At 53.3% G+C, this 24,491-nt stretch carries 23 protein-coding genes; 12 read left to right on the forward strand and 11 right to left on the reverse strand.

Features of this window, described 5'->3' with window-relative positions:
* Positions 1-23 precede the first annotated feature (23 nt).
* From rpsF to HS105_04435, 6 genes are all read left to right on the forward strand, one after another.
* Positions 24-422, forward strand: coding sequence for a 30S ribosomal protein S6 (gene rpsF / locus HS105_04410; protein ID MBE7515842.1), 399 nt, complete (start codon positions 24-26; stop codon positions 420-422).
* 45 nt (positions 423-467) lie between these two features.
* Positions 468-725, forward strand: coding sequence for a 30S ribosomal protein S18 (locus HS105_04415; GenBank protein ID MBE7515843.1), 258 nt, complete (start codon positions 468-470; stop codon positions 723-725).
* A 77-nt stretch (positions 726-802) separates the two neighbouring features.
* The gene (locus tag HS105_04420) at positions 803-1,393 is read left to right on the forward strand and encodes a 50S ribosomal protein L9 (GenBank protein ID MBE7515844.1); all 591 of its coding nucleotides are present in this window, start codon (positions 803-805) and stop codon (positions 1,391-1,393) included.
* Positions 1,394-1,568: 175 nt separating this feature from the next.
* Positions 1,569-2,939 carry a replicative DNA helicase gene (dnaB, locus tag HS105_04425; GenBank protein ID MBE7515845.1) on the forward strand — a complete coding sequence of 457 codons (1,371 nt, stop codon included), beginning with the start codon at positions 1,569-1,571 and terminating at the stop codon, positions 2,937-2,939.
* Between the two features lie 6 nt (positions 2,940-2,945).
* Complete coding sequence (bstA, locus tag HS105_04430) at positions 2,946-3,473, forward strand: bacillithiol transferase BstA (protein ID MBE7515846.1); 528 nt, start codon at positions 2,946-2,948, stop codon at positions 3,471-3,473.
* A 90-nt stretch (positions 3,474-3,563) separates the two neighbouring features.
* On the forward strand, positions 3,564-4,880 hold the full coding sequence (locus HS105_04435) for a DUF5009 domain-containing protein (GenBank protein ID MBE7515847.1): 1,317 nt from the start codon (positions 3,564-3,566) through the stop codon (positions 4,878-4,880).
* A 99-nt stretch (positions 4,881-4,979) separates the two neighbouring features.
* Here the strand turns inward: HS105_04435 and HS105_04440 are convergent, their stop codons facing one another.
* Positions 4,980-5,462 (reverse strand): hypothetical protein, encoded by a 483-nt coding sequence (locus HS105_04440; GenBank protein MBE7515848.1) that lies wholly within the window; start codon positions 5,460-5,462, stop codon positions 4,980-4,982.
* Positions 5,463-5,653: 191 nt separating this feature from the next.
* Here HS105_04440 and HS105_04445 point away from each other — a divergent pair, with 191 nt between their 5' ends.
* The 4 genes from HS105_04445 to HS105_04460 all read left to right on the forward strand — a co-directional run bounded on the left by HS105_04445 (position 5,654) and on the right by HS105_04460 (position 11,834).
* Positions 5,654-7,102 carry an SAM-dependent DNA methyltransferase gene (locus HS105_04445; GenBank protein MBE7515849.1) on the forward strand — a complete coding sequence of 483 codons (1,449 nt, stop codon included), beginning with the start codon at positions 5,654-5,656 and terminating at the stop codon, positions 7,100-7,102.
* A 98-nt stretch (positions 7,103-7,200) separates the two neighbouring features.
* Complete coding sequence (tnpA, locus tag HS105_04450; protein MBE7515850.1) at positions 7,201-7,689, forward strand: IS200/IS605 family transposase; 489 nt, start codon at positions 7,201-7,203, stop codon at positions 7,687-7,689.
* A gap of 238 nt (positions 7,690-7,927) precedes the next feature.
* Positions 7,928-9,157: a restriction endonuclease subunit S gene (locus HS105_04455; protein MBE7515851.1), complete on the forward strand. Its 1,230-nt coding sequence runs from the start codon at positions 7,928-7,930 to the stop codon at positions 9,155-9,157.
* Positions 9,158-9,455: 298 nt separating this feature from the next.
* Positions 9,456-11,834, forward strand: coding sequence for a DEAD/DEAH box helicase family protein (locus tag HS105_04460; GenBank protein MBE7515852.1), 2,379 nt, complete (start codon positions 9,456-9,458; stop codon positions 11,832-11,834).
* Here HS105_04460 and HS105_04465 read toward each other — a convergent pair.
* The 6 genes from HS105_04465 to HS105_04490 form a co-directional block, all read right to left on the reverse strand.
* The gene (locus tag HS105_04465; GenBank protein MBE7515853.1) at positions 11,831-12,208 is read right to left on the reverse strand and encodes a hypothetical protein; all 378 of its coding nucleotides are present in this window, start codon (positions 12,206-12,208) and stop codon (positions 11,831-11,833) included. The two genes, HS105_04460 and HS105_04465, sit on opposite strands and share 4 nt — an antisense overlap.
* A gap of 382 nt (positions 12,209-12,590) precedes the next feature.
* Positions 12,591-13,751 (reverse strand): ADP-forming succinate--CoA ligase subunit beta, encoded by a 1,161-nt coding sequence (gene sucC, locus HS105_04470; protein MBE7515854.1) that lies wholly within the window; start codon positions 13,749-13,751, stop codon positions 12,591-12,593.
* 57 nt (positions 13,752-13,808) lie between these two features.
* Complete coding sequence (locus HS105_04475) at positions 13,809-14,693, reverse strand: DUF4344 domain-containing metallopeptidase (protein ID MBE7515855.1); 885 nt, start codon at positions 14,691-14,693, stop codon at positions 13,809-13,811.
* Between the two features lie 91 nt (positions 14,694-14,784).
* Positions 14,785-15,438, reverse strand: coding sequence for a 1-acyl-sn-glycerol-3-phosphate acyltransferase (locus HS105_04480; GenBank protein ID MBE7515856.1), 654 nt, complete (start codon positions 15,436-15,438; stop codon positions 14,785-14,787).
* A 72-nt stretch (positions 15,439-15,510) separates the two neighbouring features.
* Positions 15,511-16,287: a PilZ domain-containing protein gene (locus tag HS105_04485; GenBank protein ID MBE7515857.1), complete on the reverse strand. Its 777-nt coding sequence runs from the start codon at positions 16,285-16,287 to the stop codon at positions 15,511-15,513.
* Positions 16,288-16,310: 23 nt separating this feature from the next.
* A complete protein-coding gene (locus HS105_04490; GenBank protein ID MBE7515858.1) occupies positions 16,311-17,114 on the reverse strand; it encodes a PilZ domain-containing protein in 804 nt (267 codons plus the stop codon).
* A 194-nt stretch (positions 17,115-17,308) separates the two neighbouring features.
* Between HS105_04490 and gyrA the strand changes: the two genes are divergently transcribed.
* The gene (gyrA, locus tag HS105_04495) at positions 17,309-19,846 is read left to right on the forward strand and encodes a DNA gyrase subunit A (GenBank protein ID MBE7515859.1); all 2,538 of its coding nucleotides are present in this window, start codon (positions 17,309-17,311) and stop codon (positions 19,844-19,846) included.
* A gap of 9 nt (positions 19,847-19,855) precedes the next feature.
* Here the strand turns inward: gyrA and HS105_04500 are convergent, their stop codons facing one another.
* Genes HS105_04500 through ruvA form a run of 4 tightly spaced genes read right to left on the reverse strand, consistent with a single transcriptional unit; the run spans position 19,856 to position 23,976 of the window.
* Positions 19,856-21,508, reverse strand: coding sequence for a hypothetical protein (locus HS105_04500; protein ID MBE7515860.1), 1,653 nt, complete (start codon positions 21,506-21,508; stop codon positions 19,856-19,858).
* A 55-nt stretch (positions 21,509-21,563) separates the two neighbouring features.
* Positions 21,564-22,595, reverse strand: coding sequence for a Holliday junction branch migration DNA helicase RuvB (gene ruvB, locus HS105_04505; GenBank protein MBE7515861.1), 1,032 nt, complete (start codon positions 22,593-22,595; stop codon positions 21,564-21,566).
* A gap of 9 nt (positions 22,596-22,604) precedes the next feature.
* Complete coding sequence (locus tag HS105_04510; GenBank protein ID MBE7515862.1) at positions 22,605-23,366, reverse strand: CPBP family intramembrane metalloprotease; 762 nt, start codon at positions 23,364-23,366, stop codon at positions 22,605-22,607.
* Between the two features lie 7 nt (positions 23,367-23,373).
* Entirely contained in the window at positions 23,374-23,976 is a 603-nt protein-coding gene (gene ruvA / locus HS105_04515) for a Holliday junction branch migration protein RuvA (GenBank protein MBE7515863.1), read from the reverse strand.
* Positions 23,977-24,160: 184 nt separating this feature from the next.
* Here ruvA and HS105_04520 point away from each other — a divergent pair, with 184 nt between their 5' ends.
* Positions 24,161-24,463, forward strand: a complete 303-nt coding sequence (locus tag HS105_04520; GenBank protein ID MBE7515864.1) for a hypothetical protein — start codon at positions 24,161-24,163, stop codon at positions 24,461-24,463.
* The last annotated feature ends 28 nt before the right edge of the window (positions 24,464-24,491 follow it).

Genomic DNA, 24,491 nt, shown 5'->3' on the forward strand with positions numbered 1-24,491 from the left:
GCCGAAAGGAGAGAATTAAGTAAATGAGAACTTACGAAGTAATGTACATCGTCGATCCGGACACTCCGGCAGACAGGATCGCCAAGTTGAACGAGGCAGTCGGCAAACTTGTCGAGAAGGAAGGCGGTGAGGTCGTGCATATGGAAGATATCGGACTCCGACAGCTTGCATATCCGATCCAGAAGAAGCAAACGGGACATTATGTCCTGTTCGAGATCAAAGGCTCCGGTCAAGAGATCGCAGAGCTTGAACGTCGTATGCGCGTCAACGATATGATAATTCGGCACATAACCGTCCGTGTCGATCTTGACCGCAAAAAGGCCGATGCGTCCCGCGCAAAACGCGAGGCACGCCAGGCCAAGAGGGCGAAGTTCGCTCCGCCGACCGAGACGACAACGGAGGCTCCTGCTGCAGAAGCATAATTCGGCGGCATCAGAAAAGTTATGACAGAAAAAGAAATGGAAATGATGGACGATCGCGACCTTGGGGTCGGTGAAGACGTTATCGGCGATCGGCCCCGGCGTTATCATCGCCGCCGCCCGCGTTTGATCGTACCGGATTATGTTGATTGGAAGGATGCCGATCTCTTAAGGCAGTTCATACCGGAGCGGGGCAAGATCATGCCGCGCCGCATATCCGGCATCACTGCAAAAGATCAGCGTAGGATCGCGACCGCCATCAAGAGGGCGCGTTCGATGGCGATCTTGCCTTTCGTTGCGGATTAAGAGCCGAAATTTGCATCGGAGCGCGAGGCATTCGGCCGCGGCGCTTCCGTGCAGGGCTGATTATTGGAGAGATTACAATGGCGAATACTACTATTTTACTGCGCGAGGATATTGACTCGCTCGGAGGCCGCGGCGAGATCGTCAGGGTGCGTGCGGGTTATGCCCGCAACTATTTGCTGCCGCAGGGGCTTGCGACCTTGGCAACAAAGGGCAACGTCAAACAGATCGAGCAAGAGCGTGCCGCACTGCTTAAGAAGGCTGCTGTCGAGAAGGCGACCGCTGAGGCACAGCGTGACCAGATGGCGTCGATCGCACTCGAGTTCGCACGAAAGGCGGGCGATCACGGCCAGCTTTTCGGCTCGGTAACATCGATGGATATTGCGTCGGCTTTGAAGGCAAAGGGCTACGAGATCGACCGTAAGCGAATCATTCTGCGTGAGCCGATCAAGGAAACGGGACACTTTACGGTTTCGGTCAAGCTTCATCGCGAGGTTACACTTGATATTCCGGTAAAGGTTACCACGGAAGGCGGAGAGATAATCGAGAAACCTGTCGAAGAGAAGGCTGTCGAGGCGGCACCGGCAACCACTTTTGAGGAAGCGGCCCCGGCCGCGGCGGAAAGCGGAGCGTCAGAGGCGGAAACCGCGGAAGAAGCAGCCGCAGAATAGGTTCTTTCTCGGCGGGACATATGTTTAACGGCACGGTTCATCCGTGCCGTTTTTCGTTGTCGAGCAGGCATTTACTTTGATAAATATCACGGCTGCCGATATTTATGGACTTTCGAAATTTCGGTTTCGACAACTATATTCCTTAGGGCTAGAATTACATTCACGGAACGGATCAATGAAGCCAGCTGCAAGTAATTTCGGAGGACAATTTCTCGAAAAGCCATTACCGTCAAATGACGAAGCGGAACGTGCGGTTCTGGGTGCGATCCTGCTCGACGGCGACTTGATCTCGCAGGCCATCGAGCAGCTGAAGCCCGATGATTTCTATGTACCGCGGCATCGCAATGTCTTTAAGGCGATGATAGCTCTCTTTCAAAAGGGGGCGAAGATCGATCCGATCGCCATTGCCGAAGAACTGAAAAAAGATGATCCGTATGAGGCGACAGGCGGCGTTACAAGCATCACGAACCTCAGTTTCGGGCTTCCGCATTATTCGAACATCCTAGACCACATCAAGATCGTTCGCGATAAATCGCTGCTTCGCGAACTGATAAGGACGTGTAACTCGATAATCGGTGATGCGGCCGCCGAATCGGACGACGCAGAGATCATTCTCGATCATGCCGAGCAAGCGATCTTTGACCTTAGCGAGTCGAGAACTACGCAGGGGTTCGTGAGCATCAGCGACGCGACCGAGCGCTTTCTCCATCGTTTTAACGAACTCCGCGAGCGCGACGATCCGCGGCGGATCACGGGCCTTGCGACTGGTTTCTACGGGATCGACGATATGACCTCGGGGCTGCAAAGGTCCGACCTGATAATCGTTGCGGCACGTCCGTCGATGGGAAAAACGGCGTTTTGCCTTACGCTTGCACAGAATTGTGCGATCCATTCGGATGCGGTCGTTGCCTTTTTCTCGCTCGAAATGTCCACGGAGCAGCTCGCTATGCGTATGCTTGCGTCGGAGGCGAATGTCGATCTGAACCGCTTTCGCTCCGGTTCCTCTTCAGATGGTGAGATATCGAAGATCAAAGATGCACTTGCGAGGCTCTTGGGAGCGAAGATACACATTGACGACACCGCCGGACTGTCGGTCATTCAAATGCGTGCGAAGGCGCGTCGGCTTGCTGCGGAACAAAAGCGTCTCGACCTGATAATTGTAGATTACCTGCAGCTGATGTCCGGCGGCACACGCAGTGAATCGCGTCAGCAGGAGGTTTCTTTGATCTCGCGCGAACTCAAGGCGCTTGCCAAGGAACTGAATGTGCCGGTCATCGCATTGTCACAGCTTTCGCGTGCTCCGGAAGCACGAAAGCCGCCGAAGCCCTTGCTCAGCGACCTGCGCGATTCGGGTTCTATCGAGCAGGATGCGGACATTGTGGCGTTCATTTACCGCGAGGCATATTACGACGCGACCGACGAGAACAAATACACGGCCGAGGTAATAATCGCCAAACAGCGCAACGGCCCTACGGGCTCCGTCAAGCTGTCATTTCTCGGGCCTTCCACGCGATTCGAGAATCTATATGAAGATTCGAACTATTGATCTGCAATGACAGAAGACCTGTGCTTTCCGATCGGCGAGTTCGATATGAATTTCGAAGTATCGGCCGCCGCGCGTGCAGGCCGGATACAGGTTATTCGCGAGCTTCCGCTGCTGCTCAGCCGTGCGATCGCGTCATTAAGTGAAACGCAGCTCGATACGCGATATCGCCCTGACGGTTGGACGGTTCGGCAGACGGTTCATCATCTCGCGGACAGTCATGCGAACTCGCTCATTCGTTTTAAGCTGGCATTGACCGAAGATGAGCCGCCGACGATAAAGCCTTATTTTCAAGAGCGTTGGGCCGAGCTTGCTGACACGGTTCTGCCGCCCGACATCTCGCTCAGAATGCTCGAGGCGATCCACACGCGGTGGGTAACGCTGCTCGAAGCAATGACAGATGCCGACTTTGCCAAGCAGTACATTCATCCGCACACCGGTAAATGGACATTGGAAGGCGCACTTGCTTTGTACGCTTGGCACTCGAAACATCACACGGCACACATCACTCGTTTGCGTGATCGAATGGGTTGGTGAGGCGAGGTCGCCGCTTGCCGGGTTCATACGTTTCGGCATTTCATTATTCGAGCCGTTTGTAATACCCTTTTTCGTGATCTTGCTTCAATTATGGGTTCGACCGGTCAAGGCAGGCTGATCTCGCTGGATGTATTCCGCGGCATGACGATCGCGGGGATGGTACTCGTGAATAACCCCGGCGGTCCGCCGGTCTATTGGCCGCTCGAACACGCCGAATGGAACGGCCTGACGCCTACCGATTGGATCTTTCCGTTCTTTCTGTTCATTGTCGGCGTTGCGATCTCATTCTCGCTCGGTAAACGTGTCAGAGAAAGGCCGGGCCGCGGCGTTTATACGAAAATTGTCATCCGTGCGGTGTCGATATATCTTTGCGGTGCGGCCATCTCGACCATTCCGTTCTTTCAGTTCCAAGCGTCCGACGCTCCCGACGCCGTAAAGCTCATCGTGTGGCTTCTGTTCGCGGCCGCGTTGTTTTTCCTGCTGTTGCGGAGGTTCAAAACGGCAGCGGTGCTTGCGGCCGCTGCCCTCGCAGGCATCGCGTTAATGAACCTCGCAAGCTGGAACATCGTCGCGTACAACTACTCGACGCTGCGGATCATGGGCGTACTTCAGCGGATCGCCGCTGTTTATCTCGTCACATCGATACTGTTCCTGCATTTCAGCGGGAAACAGCTTCTCGGCATTTCCGTTGCTATCCTGCTCGGATATTGGGCATTGCTGACGCTCGTGCCCGTGCCCGGCTGCGAGGTTACGACAATGAACGACAAGGCCTGCAACCTTGCGGCGTACATCGACAGGCTTATTCTTACCGAAAACCATATCTGGCGCGGCGGCAAGGTTTACGACCCCGAAGGCATTTTATCGACGCTGCCTGCGATCGTTACCGCGATCTCGGGCGTTCTGGCCGGCAAGTGGCTGATGAAGGGAGGCGACGCATCCGCCGCGGCTTCGGCGTCCTCGGAGAAAGCCAACGTTCTGTTTGCGTTCGGCGTGCTGCTGTTGGCGCTCGGCTTCGTTTGGAACAGCTGGTTCCCGATGAACAAATCGCTTTGGACAAGCTCGTATGTGGTTGCGACGAGCGGGCTTTCGCTGCTTGTCCTCGGTGTTTGCTATTGGGCGATCGATCTTAAGGGCTATCGGCGTTGGGCTTGGCCGTTCGAGGTATTTGGTGCGAACGCGCTCGCGCTGTTCGTCTTTTCGGGGATAATGGCCCGCATCCTGATCTCGTATCGTGTTGACGGTGCCGAAGGCAAGCCTGTCTCGCTGCTCGGTTGGGTGATGCAGAACGTCTATCTTCCGCTTGCGTCGCCGATAGATGCGTCGTGGATGTACGCCGTCACCTTCATTCTTTTTTGGCTTTTCCTTATGTGGCTGCTTTATCGGCGGCGGATCTACATAAAGCTTTAGCGGGCTTCATTTTCGCGAAGCGGCAATGCGATCCGTGACCTTCGAGTTGCGGGACCGCGTTGCCGTATTGCTGATCTGATCGCGTTCAGATTCGGCGGTTCACTGCTCATCCGCCGGTATCTTTTGCATTGTGATCGTTACCATTGGCGAATCGCCCCCCGTTCGGTTGTATGAGATCCAGTAGCCGGCTTTCGGGTAGCGGATCATTTGATATATATGGCCGTCCGCTTCGGGTTTTGCGGTTGCTGCCTTGCCAAAAACGTCGCCGATCTTTGGCGTTGCGGCATCAACCTTAAAATACATAGCCGAGATCGCGCTGACATTGTTGTCGGCATCAAGAGCAACCTGCGCGGCTTCGTCCTCCGAAAAGGTAAAGTAAAAGCCTTTGTCATCCTTTGCGGCGGCATCTTTTTTGATCGTGTTCTCGACGTCTTTGGCCGGCATTCCGATCTTGATGCCCCGGAATTCCGTCATTACGGGTACGGCGTCGTCATTTGCCTTCTGCGCCGAAACTGCCGACGCCGCAAGGATAATTACGCCAAACCCCAAGATAACGCACGCGAAACGCGATAACTTTGTCATAACGCTGACCTCCTCGACATGAATTTGCCCGATGTGGAAATTCTACGCCAAAAAGCCGCGCGAATCAACGGACGCGAAAGCCCGCCGCGTGCAGTCGCGGTGCGAGGATCCTATCACTGCTGTTAAAATTGATGCTAAAATGTCCGCAACTCACTTATCGTGAAATTCTCCGGCATCGTAAATTAAAAACTGTGTTCGAACAAGCCTTTAAGAATATTGATAACACCCTGCGCAAAGAGGCGGGCTGCGCGACCGAACTCGATTATATCGAGCAAACTTCTTGGATCCTGTTTCTCAAGTATCTCGACGACCTTGAGCAGACCAAGAAGATGGCTGCTGATCTGGCGGGCAAGGAATATAGGCCGATCATTGCATCTGAATACAAATGGAATGCGTGGGCGGCGCCGAAAACGGCTGACGGCAGGCTCGATCACCACCGCGCTATGACGGGCGACGATATCATCGATATTGTCGATAAGGAACTGTTCCCGTACCTAAAGAAATTCAAGCGCGACGCAGAAGGCGCGGACACGATCGAGTACAAGATCGGCGAAATATTCTCGGAGCTAAAGAACAAGATACAGAGCGGATACAACCTCCGTGAGGTTATCGACGAGATCGACGGCTTGAAGTTCCGCTCAAGCAAAGAGAAGCATGAAATGTCGGCGCTTTACGAGGAAAAGATAAAGAACATGGGCAATGCCGGACGCAACGGCGGTGAATATTACACGCCGCGTCCGCTTATCAAGGCGATCGTTCGGGTTGTCGCTCCTAAGATCGGAGATCGTATCTACGATGGAGCGTGCGGGTCGGCGGGCTTTCTTTGCGAGGCCTATGAATATCTCCGAGCCGGCCGCGATCTGACCACAGAAGATATCGAAACGCTCCAGAAACGTACTTTCTACGGCAAGGAAAAGAAATCGCTCGCCTATATCATCGGCATTATGAATATGATCCTGCACGGGATCGAGGCGCCGAATATCATTCACACAAACACGCTTGCCGAAAACCTTGCCGATATTCAGGAACGCGACCGTTACGACATCGTGCTGGCAAATCCGCCGTTCGGCGGCAAGGAACGGGCTGAGGTCAAGCAGAACTTCCCGATCCAGACGGGCGAGACGGCGTTTCTTTTCCTGCAGCACTTTATCAAGATATTGAAGGCGGGCGGACGTGCCGGCGTTGTGATCAAGAACACGTTTCTTTCGAACGGCGATGCCAAGGCTCTCAGGAAGATGCTGCTCGAAGATTGCGACCTGCACACCATTCTCGATTGTCCGCAGGGGACGTTCCTCGGTGCGGGAGTGCGCACCGTCGTTCTCTTTTTTGAGAAAGGAAAGCCGACGCGAAACATCTGGTATTACCAACTCGATCCGGGCCGCAGTTTGGGCAAGACAAATCCGCTCAACGACGCCGACCTTGCCGAATTTGTCGAACTGCAAAAGACAAAGGCAGATTCCGAAAAGTCCTGGACGGTCAGCATCGACGATATCGACAAAGATACGTTCGACCTTTCCGTCAAAAACCCGAACCGCGCCGAAGAGGCTGCTCTTCGCGATCCGAAAGACATCCTCGCAGAGATCCGCCGACTCGACGCCGAAACCGCCGAGATCCTCAAAAAGGTGGAGGCGTTGGTATGAAAACAGAGAGATTTTGATGTCAGAGACATCCCATGTTTATAGAATTGTGATTACAAAGAGAATCCGACCCCGGCGGGGTCGAACCTAAAGGAGAATATATGCTGGATACTTATTCACAAATTTATATCCAAATTGTTTTCGCCGTAAGAAATCGCTACGCTCTAATTCAACAAGAATGGGAAACACAATTGTATAAATACATTACCGGAATTGTTCAAAACAAAGGTCAGAAGATGCTCGCGATCAACGGCATTGAAACCCATATTCATTTTCTGATCGGCATGCGGCCGACATGTTGTCTTTCCGACCTCGTGAGAGAAGTAAAGAAGGCGTCAAACGAATTCATCAAGGAAAAACAGTTAACGAAATTCAATTTTAATTGGCAGGAAGGATTTGGAGCCTTTTCGTACGGTCATTCGCAATTGGACGATGTGATTAGTTACATCATGCGGCAGAAGGAACATCACGCAAAACGGACATTCAAGGATGAATACACGAACCTCTTGAAAAAGTTCGAGGTTGAATTCGACGAAAAATATTTGTTCGAATGGATTGACGACGACGATGAGAACGGTGCATCTGATTAAATGCAGAATGACGCCGGCGGCGTCAAATGTTTATAGAACGAACGTCGCGAAAGAAAACATACGACCCCGCGGGGGTCGCACGATATTTTTGACACGATTTTTCTATAAACATGCGATCCCGCCGGGATTGAAAGCAATACGAAAAAGAAATTAAGGAAATGACCGGGCAGAATAACACTAAGATCCGCCGCCTCGACGCCGAAACCGCCGAGATCCTCAAAAAGGTGGAGGCATTGGTATGAAGAATGGTTGGGAAACAAAGCCTCTTGGTCAAGTCGCTGAATTGAGGGGACGAATAGGCTGGCGAGGCCTGACTGCAAAGGAATATCAGAAGAGCGGACCCCTATTTCTTTCTGTTCATTCGCTCAATCATGGAGACTATGTCGATTTCTGCCAGGCTTTCCATATTACCGAAGAACGCTATCTCGAAAGCCCAGAGATAATTCTTCAAAAAGATGATGTCTTAATTTGCAAAGATGGAGCTGGGATCGGAAAGGTCGGAATTGTTGGCGAACTTCCCGATAAGGCAACGATAAATTCATCACTTTTACTCATTCGTAGCGGATCGTCCATATTTCCGAAATACCTACTACGGTGCTTAATGAGTCCGTATTTTCAAAGCATTGTGAACTCTCGGCTCGAAGGGGCGACTACGCCGCATTTGTATCAGCGGGATATTACAACCTTTCCAGTCGTGGTTCCGCCAATCGAGGAGCAGAGGCGGATCGTGGCGATCCTTGACGAAGCGTTCGCCTCCATAGACAAGGCAAAAGCCAACACCGAAAAAAACATCCAAAACGCCCGCGAACTCTTCGACTCATACCTAAGCAACATCTTCGCCAACCCCGGCCCGGATTGGAAGAGAAGATCGTTAAAAGAACTAACGTCAAAGATTGGCAGCGGGGCAACACCGCGGGGCGGTAAGAATGCATACAAGACTCGCGGAATCTCACTGATTAGGAGCATGAACGTTCATGATCGTCGCTTCAAACCGGACAACCTGGCATTCATTGACTCGAAGCAAGCAAACGAGTTATCAAACGTTACGTTACAACCGAATGACGTTCTAATAAATATTACAGGAGCTTCCATTGCCCGAAGTTGTCTTTGTCCAGATGAATGCATACCGGGAAGAGTGAATCAGCATGTCTCCATCATCAGGGCAAACACCGATGAAATCGATCCCACATTCCTTAACTTCACCCTGACTTCGAATGCGACGAAAGAACGGCTGTTGAATGTTGGGGTAGCCGGAGGCTCGACCCGTCAGGCACTTACCAAAACGGATCTGGAGAGTTTCGAAATCTATCTCCCAACGTCGATTATCGAACAGCATGCCTTATCATCGAAAATGTCTCTTTGTGAGACTGAGACGAAGGAAATCGGAGTAACATCCCAAAGAAAATTGCGGGAATTGGACGAATTAAAGAAATCAATTCTCCAAAAAGCCTTCAGCGGTGAGCTTTAGATATTGTCTTCACCGCATAGCGGTGGTATGAATTTAGCCGTGGTGCTTTAGCCCACGGTACAATGTGAAAAAGATGTTCCGCGTCGCGTCAGCGACCGCATGACCCGCAGGGCACATAGCCACGCCGTTTACGGCGTGGTCTAGGATCGAGAATTTTTCTTAGCCCGTTTTAACGGGCTTACCGTCGGGCGGCTTTAGCCGGGAATTGAAAGGACGTTAAAACGCCCTTTGGAGGCAAATCGAATCTGACCACGCCGTAAACGACGTGGCTATATGCCGCGAAACGCGGAAACGGGCAATGAACGAAGCAGATACAAGAGCAGAATTGATCGAACCTCAGCTAAAGGAAAGCGGCTGGGGCGTGATCGAGGGCGCGCGTATCCTGCGTGAGTATCACATCACCGCCGGAAAGATACAGTCGGGCGGCGTAAGGCAAAATGTTCTTAAGGCGGACTATGTTCTTGAATATAGCAATCGCAAGCTTGCGAGCGTCGAGGCAAAATCGGACGAATTAGAGGTCGGCGAAGGCGTGATGCAGGCAAAGCTCTATTCCCAAAAGCTTGAACTCAAATTCGCGTACGCCGCGAATGGACGCGAGATATATGAGATCGAAATGGACGCGGGACGTGAAGGCATTGTTTCCGCATTCCCAACGCCCGATGAACTCTGGAACCGCGTTTTCGGCGACGTTTCGGAATGGCAAAGCAAATTCGACGCGGTTCCGTTTGAAGATGTCGGCGGAACAAAGCAGGCAAGATATTATCAGGAGATCGCCGTCAATAATACGATGAAGGCGATCGCCGATAATAAGCAAAGAATTTTGCTGACACTCGCCACCGGAACCGGAAAGACCTTTATCGCATTTCAGATCGCCTGGAAGCTTTTCCAGGCCCGCTGGAACCTCGCACGCGACGGCAGTCGTCGTCCGCGAATACTTTTTCTCGCCGACCGCAACATTCTCGCTGATCAGGCATTTAACGCTTTCTCAGCTTTTGACGAAAATGCGCTCGTTCGCATCCGGCCGGATTCGATCAAAAAGAACGACCGCGTGCCAACGAACGGCAGCATCTTCTTTACGATATTCCAAACCTTTATGTCCGGCCCGGGCGATTCGCCGTACTTTGGCGATTACCCTGAGGATTTCTTTGATCTCATAATCATCGACGAATGCCATCGCGGCGGAGCCAACGACGAAAGCAATTGGCGCTCGATAATGGATTATTTCAAGCCCGCCGTCCAACTCGGCCTGACGGCGACGCCAAAGCGAAAGGACAACGTCGATACTTACCGCTATTTCGGCGAGCCGGTTTACACATATTCGCTCAAGGACGGCATCGCCGACGGGTTCCTCACGCCGTTCAAAGTTCGCAGGATAAAGACCACGCTTGACGAATACGTCTGGACACCCGATGACATGATCGTCGAGGGCGAGATCGAGGCCGGAAAGGTCTATGAGGAAAAGGACTTTAACCGTACCATCGAGATCGTCGAACGCGAACGGAAGCGTTGTGAGATATTTCTTTCCGAGATCGACCAAAATGAAAAAACGCTCGTCTTCGGGGCGACACAGGCTCATGCCGCATTGCTTCGCGACCTGATAAATCAGATCGCCGACAGCACCGATCCGCATTACTGCGTTCGGGTGACCGCAAACGACCTCGGACAGGGCGAGGAATATCTGCGGCAGTTTCAGGACAATGAAAAGACGATCCCGACCGTTCTGACAACTTCGCAGAAACTCTCAACCGGAGTAGATGCTCGAAATGTAAGAAATATCGTCCTGATGCGGCCCGTTAATTCGATGATCGAGTTCAAGCAGATCATCGGACGAGGAACGCGGCTCTTTGACGGCAAGGACTATTTCACTATCTACGATTTTGTTGACGCTTATCACAACTTTCTCGATCCGGAATGGGACGGCGAACCGATACTCGAGATATGCGACGAGTGCGGTGCCTCGCCCTGCGAGTGCGAACGCAAGGAAAAGAAGCCGTGCCCCGTCTGTGGTGAAAAAAAATGTGTTTGCGAAATAGAACCGCCCGCACCGTGTGAGAAGTGCGGCGAGCTTCCGTGCAAATGCAAGAAAAAGGTCAAGATCCGCTTGGCTGACGGTAAGGAACGCTCAATTCAGCATATGGCGTCGACATCCTTCCTCGACGGCAACGGAAACCCGATCTCAGCCGAGCAGTTCCTAGAGAACCTTTTTGGCGTGCTGCCGCAGTTCTTTCGCGACGAAGAGCACCTTCGCGAGATATGGTCGAAACCGTCAACGCGGCGAGAATTGCTCCATCGGCTTGCCGATGCCGGCTTTGGCCCCGAACAGCTGGGCGAGATGCAGAAACTAATTGACGCCGAGAAAAGCGACGTTTTCGATCTGCTCGAATACGTCGCCTATGCTGTCGCTCCGATCACCCGCAAAGAGCGTGTTGATGCCGCTAAAAGCAACATTTTTGCCTTCCTAAACAGTGAGCAACGCGGGTTTTTAGATTTTGTCCTTTCGAAATATGTCGAGTCGGGCGTTGGTGAACTCGACGACGAGAAGCTTCCGCGACTGCTCGAACTCAAATATCGATCTGTCCCCGACGGCGTGGACGCTCTCGGCGACGTTTCTCGCATCCGCGAAACATTTGTTGGTTTTCAACGCCATCTTTATCAAAAGAATGCCGTGAACGGCTAATCGATGTTGAAGTTCCGTATCTCTGAGGCCTGTTCCTTTAGGAGCTGTATCCTGCGTTCCCAGAGTTCTTTTTGTTCTTTTTGGATCGCTTCGAGGCGTGTTTCCTGTTCGCCGGCTTTGGCGACGTAGCGTGTGATGAGAACCTTAGCCTCGGGTGTTTTTGAAAGTGCCTCGATATTCTCGCGAAGCCGCTTTTGATCGTCCTCGATCTTTTCGATCTCATCATCGAGTGCTCCGCTTTTACTGTCGATCTCTGCCAGCTGCGCTCCGATCTCGACGAGGCGTTGGAGCTTTGCCTTGACGGCGTCGTTAAGGTAGCCACCGCGTAAAAAGATCGCGAGGTCATTCTTTGTGACCCTTGTGAGATCATACATCTTTTTTGGTTCTTACGTATAGCCACGGGCTTTAGCCCGTGGTGAGGCTGCGGTGCGAATTCGGGAGGGCGTTTTAACGTCCTTTGTCTATTTGGCTGAAGCCGGTCGGATAAAGCTCGCTAAAGCCGGCTGGGATCCTATTTGTTCACCTTTTCCACGCTCTAAAGAGCGTGGCAACTCATAAAGAGCACGGCAACTCATATTGAATGTCGTAATAGTTCAACAAAGCCTTTCGAATTTCCAATAATACCGCTTGTAACTCCGCTTTGTTGGTGCGGAGCAGTTTGGCAGTGAAGTTGAATAGAGCAAAAAGGCCTCGGTGATGTCCGAGGCCTTTGGTTATCTTGCGAACTGGCCGCCCGCTTACGCAGGCGGTTCTGACTTAGGCGGCGGCGGCGACCACTTTGGCGGCGGCGTCGTTCATTGTGGTTGCGGGGATGATGCCGATGTTGGATTCACTTAAAACGCGGCGGCCCTCTTCGACGTTGGTACCTTCGAGGCGTGCGACTATCGGGATCGAGACGCCGAGATTCTTTGCGGCCGCGACAACGCCGTTCGCCACCATATCGCAGCGGACGATGCCGCCAAAGATGTTAATGAGTACGGCCTTTACGTTCTTATCGGCAAGCAGTATCTTGAACGCCTGTTCAACACGCTCCTGCGAAGCACCGCCGCCCACATCGAGGAAGTTCGCAGGTTCGCCGCCCGCGAGTTTGATGATGTCCATCGTTGCCATCGCAAGGCCGGCACCATTGACCATACAGCCGATGTTGCCGTCGAGTTTGATGTAATTGAGGTCGAATTTCGATGCTTCGATCTCGAGCGGCTCTTCTTCGTTGAGGTCGCGAAGCTCGGCGTAATCCTTGTGCCGAAACATTGCGTTGTCATCAAAGTTCAGCTTTGCATCGAGTGCGATCAGCCGCCCGTCCTTTGTGAGCAGGAAGGGATTGATCTCGACAAGGGACGCATCCGTGCTCTCATACGCCTTGTAGAGCGAAAGCATGAATTTGACTGCTTGGTTGACGAGTTCGTTCGGTATGCCGAGGCCGAATGCGAGCTTGCGTGCCTGAAATGCCTGCAGCCCGACCGCCGGGTCGATCGTCTCCTTGAGGATGAGTTCGGGTGTTTCTTCGGCGACCTTCTCGATATCCATTCCGCCGGCCGACGACGCCATGAAGACGTTGCGGCCCGTAACACGGTCGAGCGTAATGCCGAGATAGAATTCCTTATCGATCGGCAGGCCTTCCTCGATCAGCAGTGTGCGGACCTCGCGGCCTTCGGGGCCGGTCTGATGCGTAACGAGCATCATCCCGAGCATCTGCGATGCGATCTCTTTTGCTTCGGCAGGCGACTTTGCAAGCTTTACGCCGCCTCCTTTGCCGCGTCCGCCGGCATGTATCTGAGCTTTTACGACGACTATGTCGGTACCGAGCTCCTTTGCGGCGGCTTCGGCCTCTTCGGGTGAGCGGGCAACGATGCCGCGCGGTGTCGGGACGCCATATTCCTTAAGGATGGCTTTGCCTTGATATTCGTGGATCTTCATAAAGGGACAGTTTATCGGCGATGCCGTGCGGAATCAAACGAAACTGCCCCAAAGGTATTACTTTTTGCGCCAGGGCTTGAGGAGTTTTGACCATGCATCCGCATTCAGCTGATATTCATTCGGGCAACGCACGGCACGAGCCTTCGGCAGATAGCCCTTTGTAACGATATTTGAGAACTTGTCAGGGTTCGAGCCATAAAGCATACAAAGAGCGTTGAAAAAGCGTTGCTCTGAGAGCAGGTGCTCATCCGCAAGCTCGCCGCCGCTGATCTTTCCGCCGTCCTTTGATTCAAGCCGGAACGCATCAGCCGCCGCAAGCACCGATTTGACGCCGTCATCACCGAGTTCCTCGATATTGATAAAAGCGGAACAGCGATCGGCCGCATCTTCTTGGTTAGCGGTTATGGGCAATTGGTATTGATCGATCAGAGCGTGGCCGAGTTCATGCAAAAAGACGAACTTTGTTGCAGCGAACATCTGCTGGAAAGCCTCATCCTCGGACAGTCCCGATTTAAGGAAGGTCTCGAAAAAGTGATCCATCAATTCGTAACACATTGTTACGGATACGTCGTCAGGATTGTAAAATGCATTCGGCTCGCCGCAGTCCTTCGAACGCAGCGTGATATCACGGGGCAGCGACAATGCGGAGTTAAGATCGTCGGCCGCGTCTTCGAGGATACGATTTTTGCGGATCGCCGCATCGATCTTTTCGTACGCGGGATCTTGTACATCGACGTGTTCTACGACGAAGTTGCCTTTGTCCTCGTTCTCAGAGGCATTGCGGGACTTTGTGCTCTCAGGCGACGCACTCGGTGATGCACTTGGCGAAGGACTTGCGCCGCCGCCCGAGTTGTTCGTGTTCTTTCCCGGATTGCAAACACATGCAGTGATAACTGTTAAGATCGCTGCGACCCCGAGGAGATTTATTACATTTCGAGACATAGGCACACCTGATGAGCTAATTTATCGTGAAGCGATTACACAAGATTCGCTGCCGATTGTCAAACAAAAACAGCCGCTGCAACCGGCAAATTCAGATGTTCGCTGCGGGACGCTTGTCGTCATACGCCGAAGCGATGGCTCTCGCCAACTCTTCGGTTGCCGCTTGGTCAGAAATTGCGTTCTCGGGAGTGTACGCGGGATGGAAGATCACGTTAACGCGCCTAAAGATCCGCGGGTATCGACGGCCGTAGGGCCAGATGCGTTCGCCGCCGACGATCGTTACGGGCAGAACCGGTAAACCGGTGCGTAATGCGATGCGCATCGTACCTTCCTTGAACGGCATCATTTTGCCGTCGGCTGACTCGCGCGAGCCTTCGGGAAAGATCACGAGTGCAGCACCTTCAGAAAGGGCCCGAAGTGATGTTTTTATGAACGCCGTGCCGGTATCGACCGGCGTTTTTACCGGAAAGGCACCAAGATAAGTGATCAGCGGGCCGACGAGCCGCCAACTGAACGCACCGTCGAACGCCATAAATCTCTGCTTCTGCCGTATCGGAATGCTGATCCAGACCGGGTCGATGTATGTTTGATGATTTGACGCGATGATCAGCCCGCGATCGCCGGAACGCGGAATATTGTCGAGACCTTCGTAGCGTATGAACCAGAAAACCTTGCTGATGATGAGCGCGGTCAGCTTCAGCAGACGTATGATCGTTCGTGACGGGTAGCGGAACTCTTGCGGCACAAATACAGGTCGCGGCAGAAGGCTGCGACCTATAAAGAGTAAATACTTTTCACCGAAAATGTAAGTTTCGACCTACCGATGATGTCCGTTCGATGCTGCTCTCGGGCGTGCGAGCAGCCTTTCCATCGGAAATTCGTAATCAAGGAATTTGAGATGAAGCGTCGTCCGATTGTCCTTTTTTGAGACGCTAATGTTGCGGATCTCGGCAAAAGTGTAGAAGCCGAAGATCGGGCACGCAGCCTTTACGCGCTCGCCGATCTCGACGTTGAGGTCGCCGGTTATCGAAAAGCCGCCGGCACTGATGTCGTTCGTCATCGCAGTGACCTTTTCGAGGTTTGAACGCTCGCGCCTCATTTTGGTAACAGTGAATTCGATATGTTTCCAAAATCGAGGGTTGCCGCGTTGTTTGAACTGGCTGTTCGCCTCAAGGACCATCCAAAGACCGTCGGGGCGTATGCCGGTAAAGAGATAGCTCTGCGTCGGATCTTTTTTGAAACTTTCGGGCACCTCTTTGCCGATAAAGCCAACGCCTACGCGGTACTTCGTCTCGCCGTCGATCCGGGTCTTTGTACAGTGCTGCACAAGGCCGAGTGCCGGATACAACTCCTTGTCATGGTCGTACGCGCGGAGGTTCCTGGGCATGGGCAAAACCATCGACACAAGACGCCCCAACGTTACGGGCCGTGTCAGAGTAAAGCCTGCGCCGTTGAGTGAGACGGTTGAAAGAACCGTTACTTCTTTCCAGCTCGTGCCGTCGCCTTCCTTAACCTGAACAATGCTCTGAATGTCAGCGGCCTGACGAGAAAGGTGACGTCCGTCATCAGCGATCAAATTGTCGTTGCTGCTCATTTATCGCGTATTACCTGCTGAAACTATTCGATACCATCAAGCGGAAAATGACGATCGATGAACTCCAAATGAAGACGAGGGATGCCGTCCTGACCGACCCTTCTGCCGCGAACGACAGAGATTATAGTAACACCGAACCTTTCGCTCGTAACACGTACGAAAGTGCCGGGAGACAGGTCGAATTGGCTGAAAACAGCCGCACCGCTGAGGCTTATGTTCTCAGTGACCGTGGCTTCGCTATTGGTAACGTTCCCCTGTTCGTCGATCAATTCGAGGACCAGAGGCTCGGGTATGAAAAGGCGTGATTGCTTGCGGAGATCCTTTGGCAGGTCGCTGTCATCAGCCATAAGGTCCGCAAGTTTCATCTTCCAAAAGCCTTCTGCGGTCTCGTCCTTGTGACTAATATCGTAAAGGCGCGACGGATGGTCAAGATAATCGCTCGGCGGAGTGCGGCCGATAAAGGCGACGCCGACCGCAAACGTTTGGTTCGGGCCTGACGTGATCGCGATGCAGCGTCTTATAAGGCCCCAAATGCGATATTGGGCTTCGGCATAGTCGTAGCATCTCAACTGCCGAGGCATCGGAATTGTCAGAGCGATCAGGCGGCCGCGTTTTACGGGCCGTTTTAACGTAAAGCCGGCGCCGAATGCCGACACGTCCGTAAGCCGTGTTACCTCGGTCCAATTGACCTTTGTGTCGAGCTTTACTTCAACTCGTGCGGGCAGCGGAAGAGCGATGCGCTGAATGCGTCGATTCTCTTTTTGAGTGGGCGTTGCGGGCGCTTTCGGATGATCGCCAAGCACTTCGTTAGAAAGTATGTTTTGCATAGGTTTAGACAACTTGGGATCGGTTGTTCGGCCTCAGAGATCGGGTCGTTTCGGGGATGTTCGCGTTGGTTGCGACACAGGCTTTTCGCCTGTATAATTTAGAAATAATTAAGGCACTGTCTTTTCCAGATTTTTTCGGGGCCGCCGTAAATTTTTCCTGACCGTAAGCCGCAGCCTTTCCTATTCCAAATACGATGGATTCATTACTAGAACGTAATCAAATAAATATCGAAGACGAGATGCGCCGTTCGTATCTCGATTACGCAATGTCGGTCATCATCGGCCGGGCCTTGCCTGATGTGCGTGACGGCCTCAAACCGGTTCACCGCCGTGTTTTGTGGGCGATGAGTGAACTCGGGAACACGCACGGCAAGCCGTATAAGAAATCGGCGCGTGTGGTGGGCGATACGATCGGTAAATATCATCCGCACGGCGACACCGCAGTTTACGACACGGTCGTGAGGCTGGCTCAGGACTTTTCGCTTCGCTATCCGCTGGTTGACGGGCAGGGAAATTTCGGCTCGATAGACGGTGACAATCCCGCGGCGATGCGATATACCGAGGTTCGCCTCCAGAAGATCGCGAATGAAGTGCTTGCGGATATTGAGAAGGAAACGGTTGATTTTCAGCCGAACTATGACGATTCCTTGTCTGAGCCGAAAGTGCTTCCGACCAGGATCCCGCTCCTTCTTGTAAATGGTTCAGAAGGCATTGCCGTGGGAATGGCGACAAAGATACCGCCGCATAACCTCACCGAGATATTGGACGGAACCATCGCCTTGTTGAATGACCACACGCTTACCGTCGATGACCTCATCAAGTTCATTCCGGGCCCTGACTTTCCGACCGCAGGCTTCATATATGGCCGCGAGGGCATAGTCAGCGCATACAAGACGGGCCGAGGCATCATACAGATGCGTGCGAAGGCTGTTGTTGACGAGATCGGACGCGGCGAACGTACCCGAAACGCCATCGTCGTAACCGAGATACCCTATCAGATCAATAAGGCAAAGCTCCACGAACGTATTGCCGAGCTTGTCCACGAGCGCAAACTTGACGGCGTTTCTGAGGTCCGCGATGAATCGAGCCGCGAAGGGATGCGCCTTGTCATCGAGTTGAAGCGTGACGCGATCCCGCAAGTCATCCTGAACAAGCTCTACAAACTAACGCCGATGCAGTCGTCATTCGGCATTATTAACATCGCGATCGTTGACGGCCAGCCGAAATTATTGACGCTCAAGGATATGCTTGCGGCGTTCATCGAGTTTCGCCGCGAAGTCGTCAGGCGGCGGACGGAATTCGACCTCAAGAAGGCGCAGGCTCGAGCGCATATATTAGAAGGCCTCAATAAGGCCATCGACGCTCTCGACCACATAATTCCGCTCATTAGGAATTCGCGCAGCGTGGACGAGGCCCGCCGTTGGCTTACCGCCGATTTTTCGACACTCGATGAGGTTCAGAAATGGCGCGGCATCGCCGGAAGCAAAACCGACGAACAGTTCAGAAAAGAGCTGCGCAAGATCATTGCGAGCCTTGAATTCAGCGAGATACAAGCCCAGGCGATCCTCGACCTGCAGCTTCGCAGGCTGTCGGCCCTTGAGCGGCAAAAGATCCTCGACGAGTACGAAGAGATCATCCGCTACATTGCCGAGCTTGAGAATATCCTTGCCAATGAGAGCGTCCTGCGGCAAGTGATAATCGACGAATTGAGCGAGATCAAAAAGGCCTACGGTGATGCACGCCGGACGACCATCGTCGATGCGGGCGTCGATCTCAAGATCGAGGACCTCATTGCTGACGAAGAGGTCGCCATAACGGTCACGAAGGCCGGCTATATCAAACGCACACCTGTATCGACCTATTCACGGCAGGGCCGCGGCGGCAAGGGAAGGCTTGGTGCGACCGCGAAGAATGATGACTTTGTCGAGCATCTTTTTACCGCGTCAACGCACGATGCTCTGATGATCTTTACCGATGACGGCCAGGTCTTCAAGATCAAGGTGCACGAGATCCCGGAAGCGGCGGCCGCCGCCCGCGGCAAGGCAGTTGTCAACCTTGTGCAGCTCTCTCAGGAGCGTAAGATGGTCGCGACAATGGCGGTTCGGGACTTTACGGAAGAGATATATCTGACGATGGTCACGCGGAACGGCGTTATCAAGAAGACCGCACTTCGCGAGTTCCAGAATATTCGTGCGAACGGCATCAATGCCATCAATATCGATGAGGGCGACGAGCTGATCGAGGTAATTCGCACCGACGGCAAGCAGCACATCTTTGTCGCAACGCACGACGGAATGGCTGTCCGCTTCAAGGAAACCGATGTGCGGCCGATGGGACGCGCGGCACGCGGTGTCCGCGGAGTGAACTTGCGCGGCGGTGATTATGTCGTATCTGTTTGTGCCGTCCTGCCGGACGGCTCCGAGAAGGTTCTATCGGTGTCAGAAAAAGGCTTTGGCAAGCAAACGACCGTTGACAGTTATCGGCTGACCAAGCGTGGCGGCATCGGCGTCATCAATATGAAGACGACGGACAAGACCGGCAAGGTCGTTGCCGCATTCCCCGTAGCCGACGACAGCGAGATAATGATAATCACGCAGCAGGCAAAGCTGATCCGGCTCGGCGTTGACAAGATACGCGAAACGGGCCGCAGCGCACAGGGCGTTACGCTTATCAAGTGCGGCGAGGACGACCTTGTTACAAGCGCGTCGCTGCTCGCCGCGGATGAGGAGTAGCGGATTGCCTCAGAAGCAGCTCCATTGATTGCCGATGACCATTGCGGGAGCTCCGCTTCCGCCGCCTTGGCAAGGCGTTGTGTTGCGGCGGCAGTCGCTGCAATAGACCAGCGAACCGTTCGCCTTGCCTTGCGGGAGCGTATTTACCGGCATGGGTGCGAGCTGAAGCGGCGCACCCATCTTCGTGTCATAGCCGAAATAGGTCGGATGGCCTGTTACCGAACCTTCGGACGGCTGGCCGGTCATAAAGATCACCGAAGCCTTATCAAAATTATTCTTTCCGTAATTTTGACATCCCACGATGTAGCCGTCGTAGCAAAAACGATCACCCGTTGAATATACCCGCAGTCTGTCATCGGTGCGAAAGGTATTGCCAAGATAATAACTTCCCGTTGAAACAAGCGTACGACGGCCTTTGAATACGATCGGGTCGCCGAAGATCGAGTTGACGATGGTGATCGGGAACGTGTAATCGCCCGCCAGCGGATTGTTCACCTCGTTGAATACGATCGAATTGGTCATCGCCTCGGTCTGCGAGCCGATGATCGTGGTCGGCCCGCTGTCGAGAATGTCGATGAACGTGCCGCCGAGTGCACCGGGGAAGCCGCCGCCAAAAGTATCCTCGATCAGCACAAGGCCGACGCGTTCGAAGTGCATCGAGTTCGCGGCTTGTCCGGGGCCTCTCTTCGGATTAGTAAAGAATGAGCCGGTGATCTTCCAGTCGGTATTGCGGGCGTTGACCCAGATGCCGGCATCACGATTCATCACAAAACGACAGGCATTGACCTTTATGTAGTCGATCTGCCAATTGAGGTTCGTTTGCGGCAATCCGTAAGCGTGGATGCCGCGATTGAAGTTCGAGAACGACACGCGGTCGAAATTAAAGCCTTGCGACGTGTTCCATGCACCCATCATCTCGATGCCGCTCGTGCCGTCGCTGCTGTCGGAGTACAGTTCGAGGTCGCGAAGCGTAACATGCTCGGTACACTCGCCCACACGCAGAAGAGCGGTGCCGGAGCGTGTGAGCCTAAGCCTCGCGGGATTCTTGCGCGTAATGTTGCTTGTTGCCGCGAGCGAATGAAGGCCGTTCGTGCCTTGGATAATGATGCCGGAAGGTACCGTTACCGCGGAAGTTATGACGTAATCGCCGTCCGGTATGGTAAGCGTGCCGCCGTTGTTCGATCCAATGGCCGCCATTGCGCTCTTGAACGCAGCAGTGTCATCGGTCATACCGTCGCCCGCCGCGCCGAAGTCGCGTATATTAAAAAAGCCCCGCGTCCGTTCATCGGACAAAGCAAGTATGGTGTACGATATCGGGCCCGAATATCTGTCGCCCTGAAAGGAAACTTTGTACTGCTTGTCCTCGCCCTCAAAACACCACTTCTTATCGCCGGCATTGCTCAGTAACGCCGTTGACGCGCTCGTTTGCCGAAGCGAACCGGCGCTGCCGCCGCACGGCCGTATCTTCATCTGTGTCGAAGGATCAAGGTCGGTTATCGTTACAGCGGTCGATTGCGCCGGATAACGCAATGCACAGGTTGCAGATGTATGGTTACGCGGAGCATCAACAATGACGTTATAGCCCTCGAACCGATATTGAGCTGATACGGCAAGCTGTAAGAAAAGAAGACAAGCGGCGGTAAACAATAGCGTTTTCAACATAATGCAAGATTATCGCGCAAACGGTGCGAAAACGTCGAAGAGCCGTCCGGCGACGCTAATTGAAGAGCGAAGGAGCTTTTTCGGGAAGCACAATGTCGAAGTGTTCGCAGGCAAGGCGCGTAGCAATGCGTCCGCGGGGCGTTCGGTCGATGAAACCGATCTGGAGCAGATACGGCTCGATGATCTCTTCGATCGAATCCTTTTCCTCGTGCAGCGCCGCCGACAGCGTGCCGAGGCCGACGGGGCCGCCGTCGAATTTCTCGATTATCATTCGAAGGAACTTTGCGTCGCGTTCGTCCAGCCCGTATGAGTCAACTTCCATTCGGTCGAGCGATCGTCCGGCAACTTCACCGCTGATATGGCCTTCGTGATCGACCTCTGCAAAGTCGCGCACACGGCGGAGCAAGCGGTTGACGATACGCGGCGTGCCGCGGCCGCGTCGTGCGATCTCGTGAGAACCTTCGCGATCAACGCTTACATTCAGTATTGCCGCCGAACGCTCACAGATCGTTTGAAGTTCGGCGACCTCGTAGAAATCGAGGTGGAAAACAATGCCGAAACGCCCGCGAAGCGGTGCGGTGATCATTCCCGGCCGCGTCGTTGCCCCGATAAGCGTGAACTTTGGCAGCTCAAGCTTTACGGAGCGTGCAGACGGTCCTTGGCCGATCAAGATGTCGAGGCTGTAATCCTCCATTGCCGGATAGAGGATCTCTTCGATCGCAGGATTCAAGCGATGTATCTCGTCGATGAACAGGACATCGCCTTCCTCGAGGTTCGTCAGTATCGCGGCAAGGTCGCCGGCCTTTTCTATGACAGGCCCCGATGTTGATTTGAGCGATGCACCCATTTCGTTCGCGACGATATTCGAAAGTGTTGTTTTGCCTACTCCCGGAGGCCCTGTTAGCAGAATATGATCGAGAGCCTCGCGCCGCTTCAATGCAGCCTTCATAAAGACGCGAAGATTCTCTTTGATCTTCGGCTGGCCGATGTATTCGGTCAATTTTGCCGGCCGCAGGCTCGCCTCAAAGCGGCACTCTTCTGCCGACAGCTCGTCGGTCCTTATGTCGATGGCGGCAATGTTGTTCATCGATATTCCTTAAAATAATAGCCCTTTGTTGTACAGAGCCAAAATATCCATTGAAAAGGCTACGGTGCAATGCAGCACGAGGCCGAGCCATATTGTGCCGTTCCTGTACGATATCCAGCCGAGGAACAGGCCGGCAAAGACCGCCGCGAACGTCTCGGCCATCGGTTTTTGAAAGTGGATCATCGTGTAGGGAACTGTCATTGCAAGTATCGAATAAAGCCCTAGAGACGGTTTGAGGCTGTGAACGAGAAAGCCGCGAAAAAAGAATTCGAGGCCGAAGAATTGCAGGAAATAGACGGCCTCCCAGACGATCAAGATCGTGCCGGTATAAGGCGCGTCATTGTATATCTTCAGAAACGGATACTTTGCGGCAAATGCTCCCGTCAGCGACATAAGGAAGATCAGTGGCAGCATTATTGCGATACACACTGCGAGCAGCTTGAGGAATCCGGGTTCGACCCTTGCGGCGATACCGACCTCACTGAGCTTTCGTTTTTGAATGAAGCGCACGAACAAGGCCGGAACTATGAAATAGAATGTTACAGAGACAGTTACCCACCAAATAAGCGCGTAAAGATTGTTGTCTCTCGAATAAAACGCCGCGTCGCCGATATTTGAGAAAGGCGTGTGCGCGAGAATTGCACGCAGGTACGCGGGATCTTTGAGATAGGTGATACAAGTAAGGCCGACCGCCGCATAAACGAGCGCAAAACTCGCCCGCTTGTCGAGTGAACTCAGGTCGGCCTTTATATGCCTCAGAACTTCAAGCATAAAGAGCCTATTTTGCGAGGAGTTGAAGTGCCGCACGGAGCAGCTTTTGGACAGATATCTCCGTACCGCCCTTTACGGCCTGCTGCAAGGCCTTTTCGGCGGCCGTGCGTTGATAGCCGAGATTAACGAGGGCCGACAGAGCGTCGTCAAAGGCCTTGCCGCCTTCCGTATCCGAAATCCCTGCCGCCGGACGTGCGTCGCGGCCAATCTCAGCAAGTTTGTCGCGAAGTTCGAGGACGAGCCGCTCCGCCGTCTTTTTTCCGACACCCGGGATCGATGTAAGCCGAGCGAAATTGTCGGTTCTGATAGCATGAGCCAGATCCTCGGCACTGACGCCGGAAAGGATCGTGATCGCAAGCTTCGGGCCGACTCCCTGCACAGAAATGAGCCGCAGGAAAAGATCGCGTTCGCTTGCCGTACTAAAGCCGAACAGCACTATCGCATCTTCGCGAACATGAGTATGGATGCGAAGCGAAACACGGCTGCCTGCCTCGCCAAGTTCATAGAAGGTCGAAAGCGGCACCGACACCTCATAGCCTACGCCCGCGACATCAACAACGATGGCATCGGTCGTTTTCTCGATAATTTTTCCGCTGAGGTGTGCGATCATTGTTTCATACTTGAAACGTGATTGTACGGCAATTTATGTCAGTCGGCAAATCGGATAGGCTGCCGCTTGCGGCAAAGGCGAAAATACGAATATCAAAGAAAAAATGAACGGTAAGAAACTCGGATCAAAATTTCCGCATCAAACGTAGTACATTATTTGATATAATGAGACATCGAGGGGTTTTATGGGTTTTCTAAAGCGTTTTATTCCGTTCATCATAACTTTCACGATCGGTATGGCGGTGAGCGGGCTGTTCATGAGCGCTGCACCGGCATCTTCACCAAATCGCTGGGAAGGCCGTAGCTGCCGCGGACATCGGATGAAGGATCTGAGAATGGAGAATGAGCAGCTTCGGCAGGAGAATGAGGCATTGCGTGAACAGTTGAACGATCCTCAGTTCATTGCTCCGGTTCCGCCGCCGCCGGCAATGCCGCACGATCCGGCGGCTGCACCGAAAATGCGAATGCGGGGACACACCGGCAACTAGAAACGCCGTTATCGGCATTAAAGAAGCC

This window comes from Chloracidobacterium sp. (genome assembly GCA_015075585.1).
GTDB lineage: Bacteria > Acidobacteriota > Blastocatellia > Pyrinomonadales > Pyrinomonadaceae > OLB17.

What these genes read in the sequence shown, in the direction of transcription:
- gyrA (MBE7515859.1), top strand. Translation starts at nt 17,309, where the DNA reads ATGGATTCATTACTAGAACGTAATCAAATAAATATCGAAGACGAGATG.
- HS105_04490 (MBE7515858.1), bottom strand. Translation starts at nt 17,114, where the DNA reads ATGCAAAACATACTTTCTAACGAAGTGCTTGGCGATCATCCGAAAGCG.
- bstA (MBE7515846.1), top strand. Translation starts at nt 2,946, where the DNA reads ATGACAGAAGACCTGTGCTTTCCGATCGGCGAGTTCGATATGAATTTC.
- HS105_04510 (MBE7515862.1), bottom strand. Translation starts at nt 23,366, where the DNA reads ATGCTTGAAGTTCTGAGGCATATAAAGGCCGACCTGAGTTCACTCGAC.
- ruvB (MBE7515861.1), bottom strand. Translation starts at nt 22,595, where the DNA reads ATGAACAACATTGCCGCCATCGACATAAGGACCGACGAGCTGTCGGCA.
- HS105_04420 (MBE7515844.1), top strand. Translation starts at nt 803, where the DNA reads ATGGCGAATACTACTATTTTACTGCGCGAGGATATTGACTCGCTCGGA.
- ruvA (MBE7515863.1), bottom strand. Translation starts at nt 23,976, where the DNA reads ATGATCGCACACCTCAGCGGAAAAATTATCGAGAAAACGACCGATGCC.
- HS105_04435 (MBE7515847.1), top strand. Translation starts at nt 3,564, where the DNA reads ATGGGTTCGACCGGTCAAGGCAGGCTGATCTCGCTGGATGTATTCCGC.
- HS105_04455 (MBE7515851.1), top strand. Translation starts at nt 7,928, where the DNA reads ATGAAGAATGGTTGGGAAACAAAGCCTCTTGGTCAAGTCGCTGAATTG.
- HS105_04415 (MBE7515843.1), top strand. Translation starts at nt 468, where the DNA reads ATGGACGATCGCGACCTTGGGGTCGGTGAAGACGTTATCGGCGATCGG.
- HS105_04465 (MBE7515853.1), bottom strand. Translation starts at nt 12,208, where the DNA reads ATGTATGATCTCACAAGGGTCACAAAGAATGACCTCGCGATCTTTTTA.
- rpsF (MBE7515842.1), top strand. Translation starts at nt 24, where the DNA reads ATGAGAACTTACGAAGTAATGTACATCGTCGATCCGGACACTCCGGCA.
- HS105_04440 (MBE7515848.1), bottom strand. Translation starts at nt 5,462, where the DNA reads ATGACAAAGTTATCGCGTTTCGCGTGCGTTATCTTGGGGTTTGGCGTA.
- HS105_04460 (MBE7515852.1), top strand. Translation starts at nt 9,456, where the DNA reads ATGAACGAAGCAGATACAAGAGCAGAATTGATCGAACCTCAGCTAAAG.
- HS105_04485 (MBE7515857.1), bottom strand. Translation starts at nt 16,287, where the DNA reads ATGAGCAGCAACGACAATTTGATCGCTGATGACGGACGTCACCTTTCT.
- HS105_04475 (MBE7515855.1), bottom strand. Translation starts at nt 14,693, where the DNA reads ATGTCTCGAAATGTAATAAATCTCCTCGGGGTCGCAGCGATCTTAACA.
- HS105_04520 (MBE7515864.1), top strand. Translation starts at nt 24,161, where the DNA reads ATGGGTTTTCTAAAGCGTTTTATTCCGTTCATCATAACTTTCACGATC.
- HS105_04500 (MBE7515860.1), bottom strand. Translation starts at nt 21,508, where the DNA reads ATGTTGAAAACGCTATTGTTTACCGCCGCTTGTCTTCTTTTCTTACAG.
- dnaB (MBE7515845.1), top strand. Translation starts at nt 1,569, where the DNA reads ATGAAGCCAGCTGCAAGTAATTTCGGAGGACAATTTCTCGAAAAGCCA.
- sucC (MBE7515854.1), bottom strand. Translation starts at nt 13,751, where the DNA reads ATGAAGATCCACGAATATCAAGGCAAAGCCATCCTTAAGGAATATGGC.
- tnpA (MBE7515850.1), top strand. Translation starts at nt 7,201, where the DNA reads ATGCTGGATACTTATTCACAAATTTATATCCAAATTGTTTTCGCCGTA.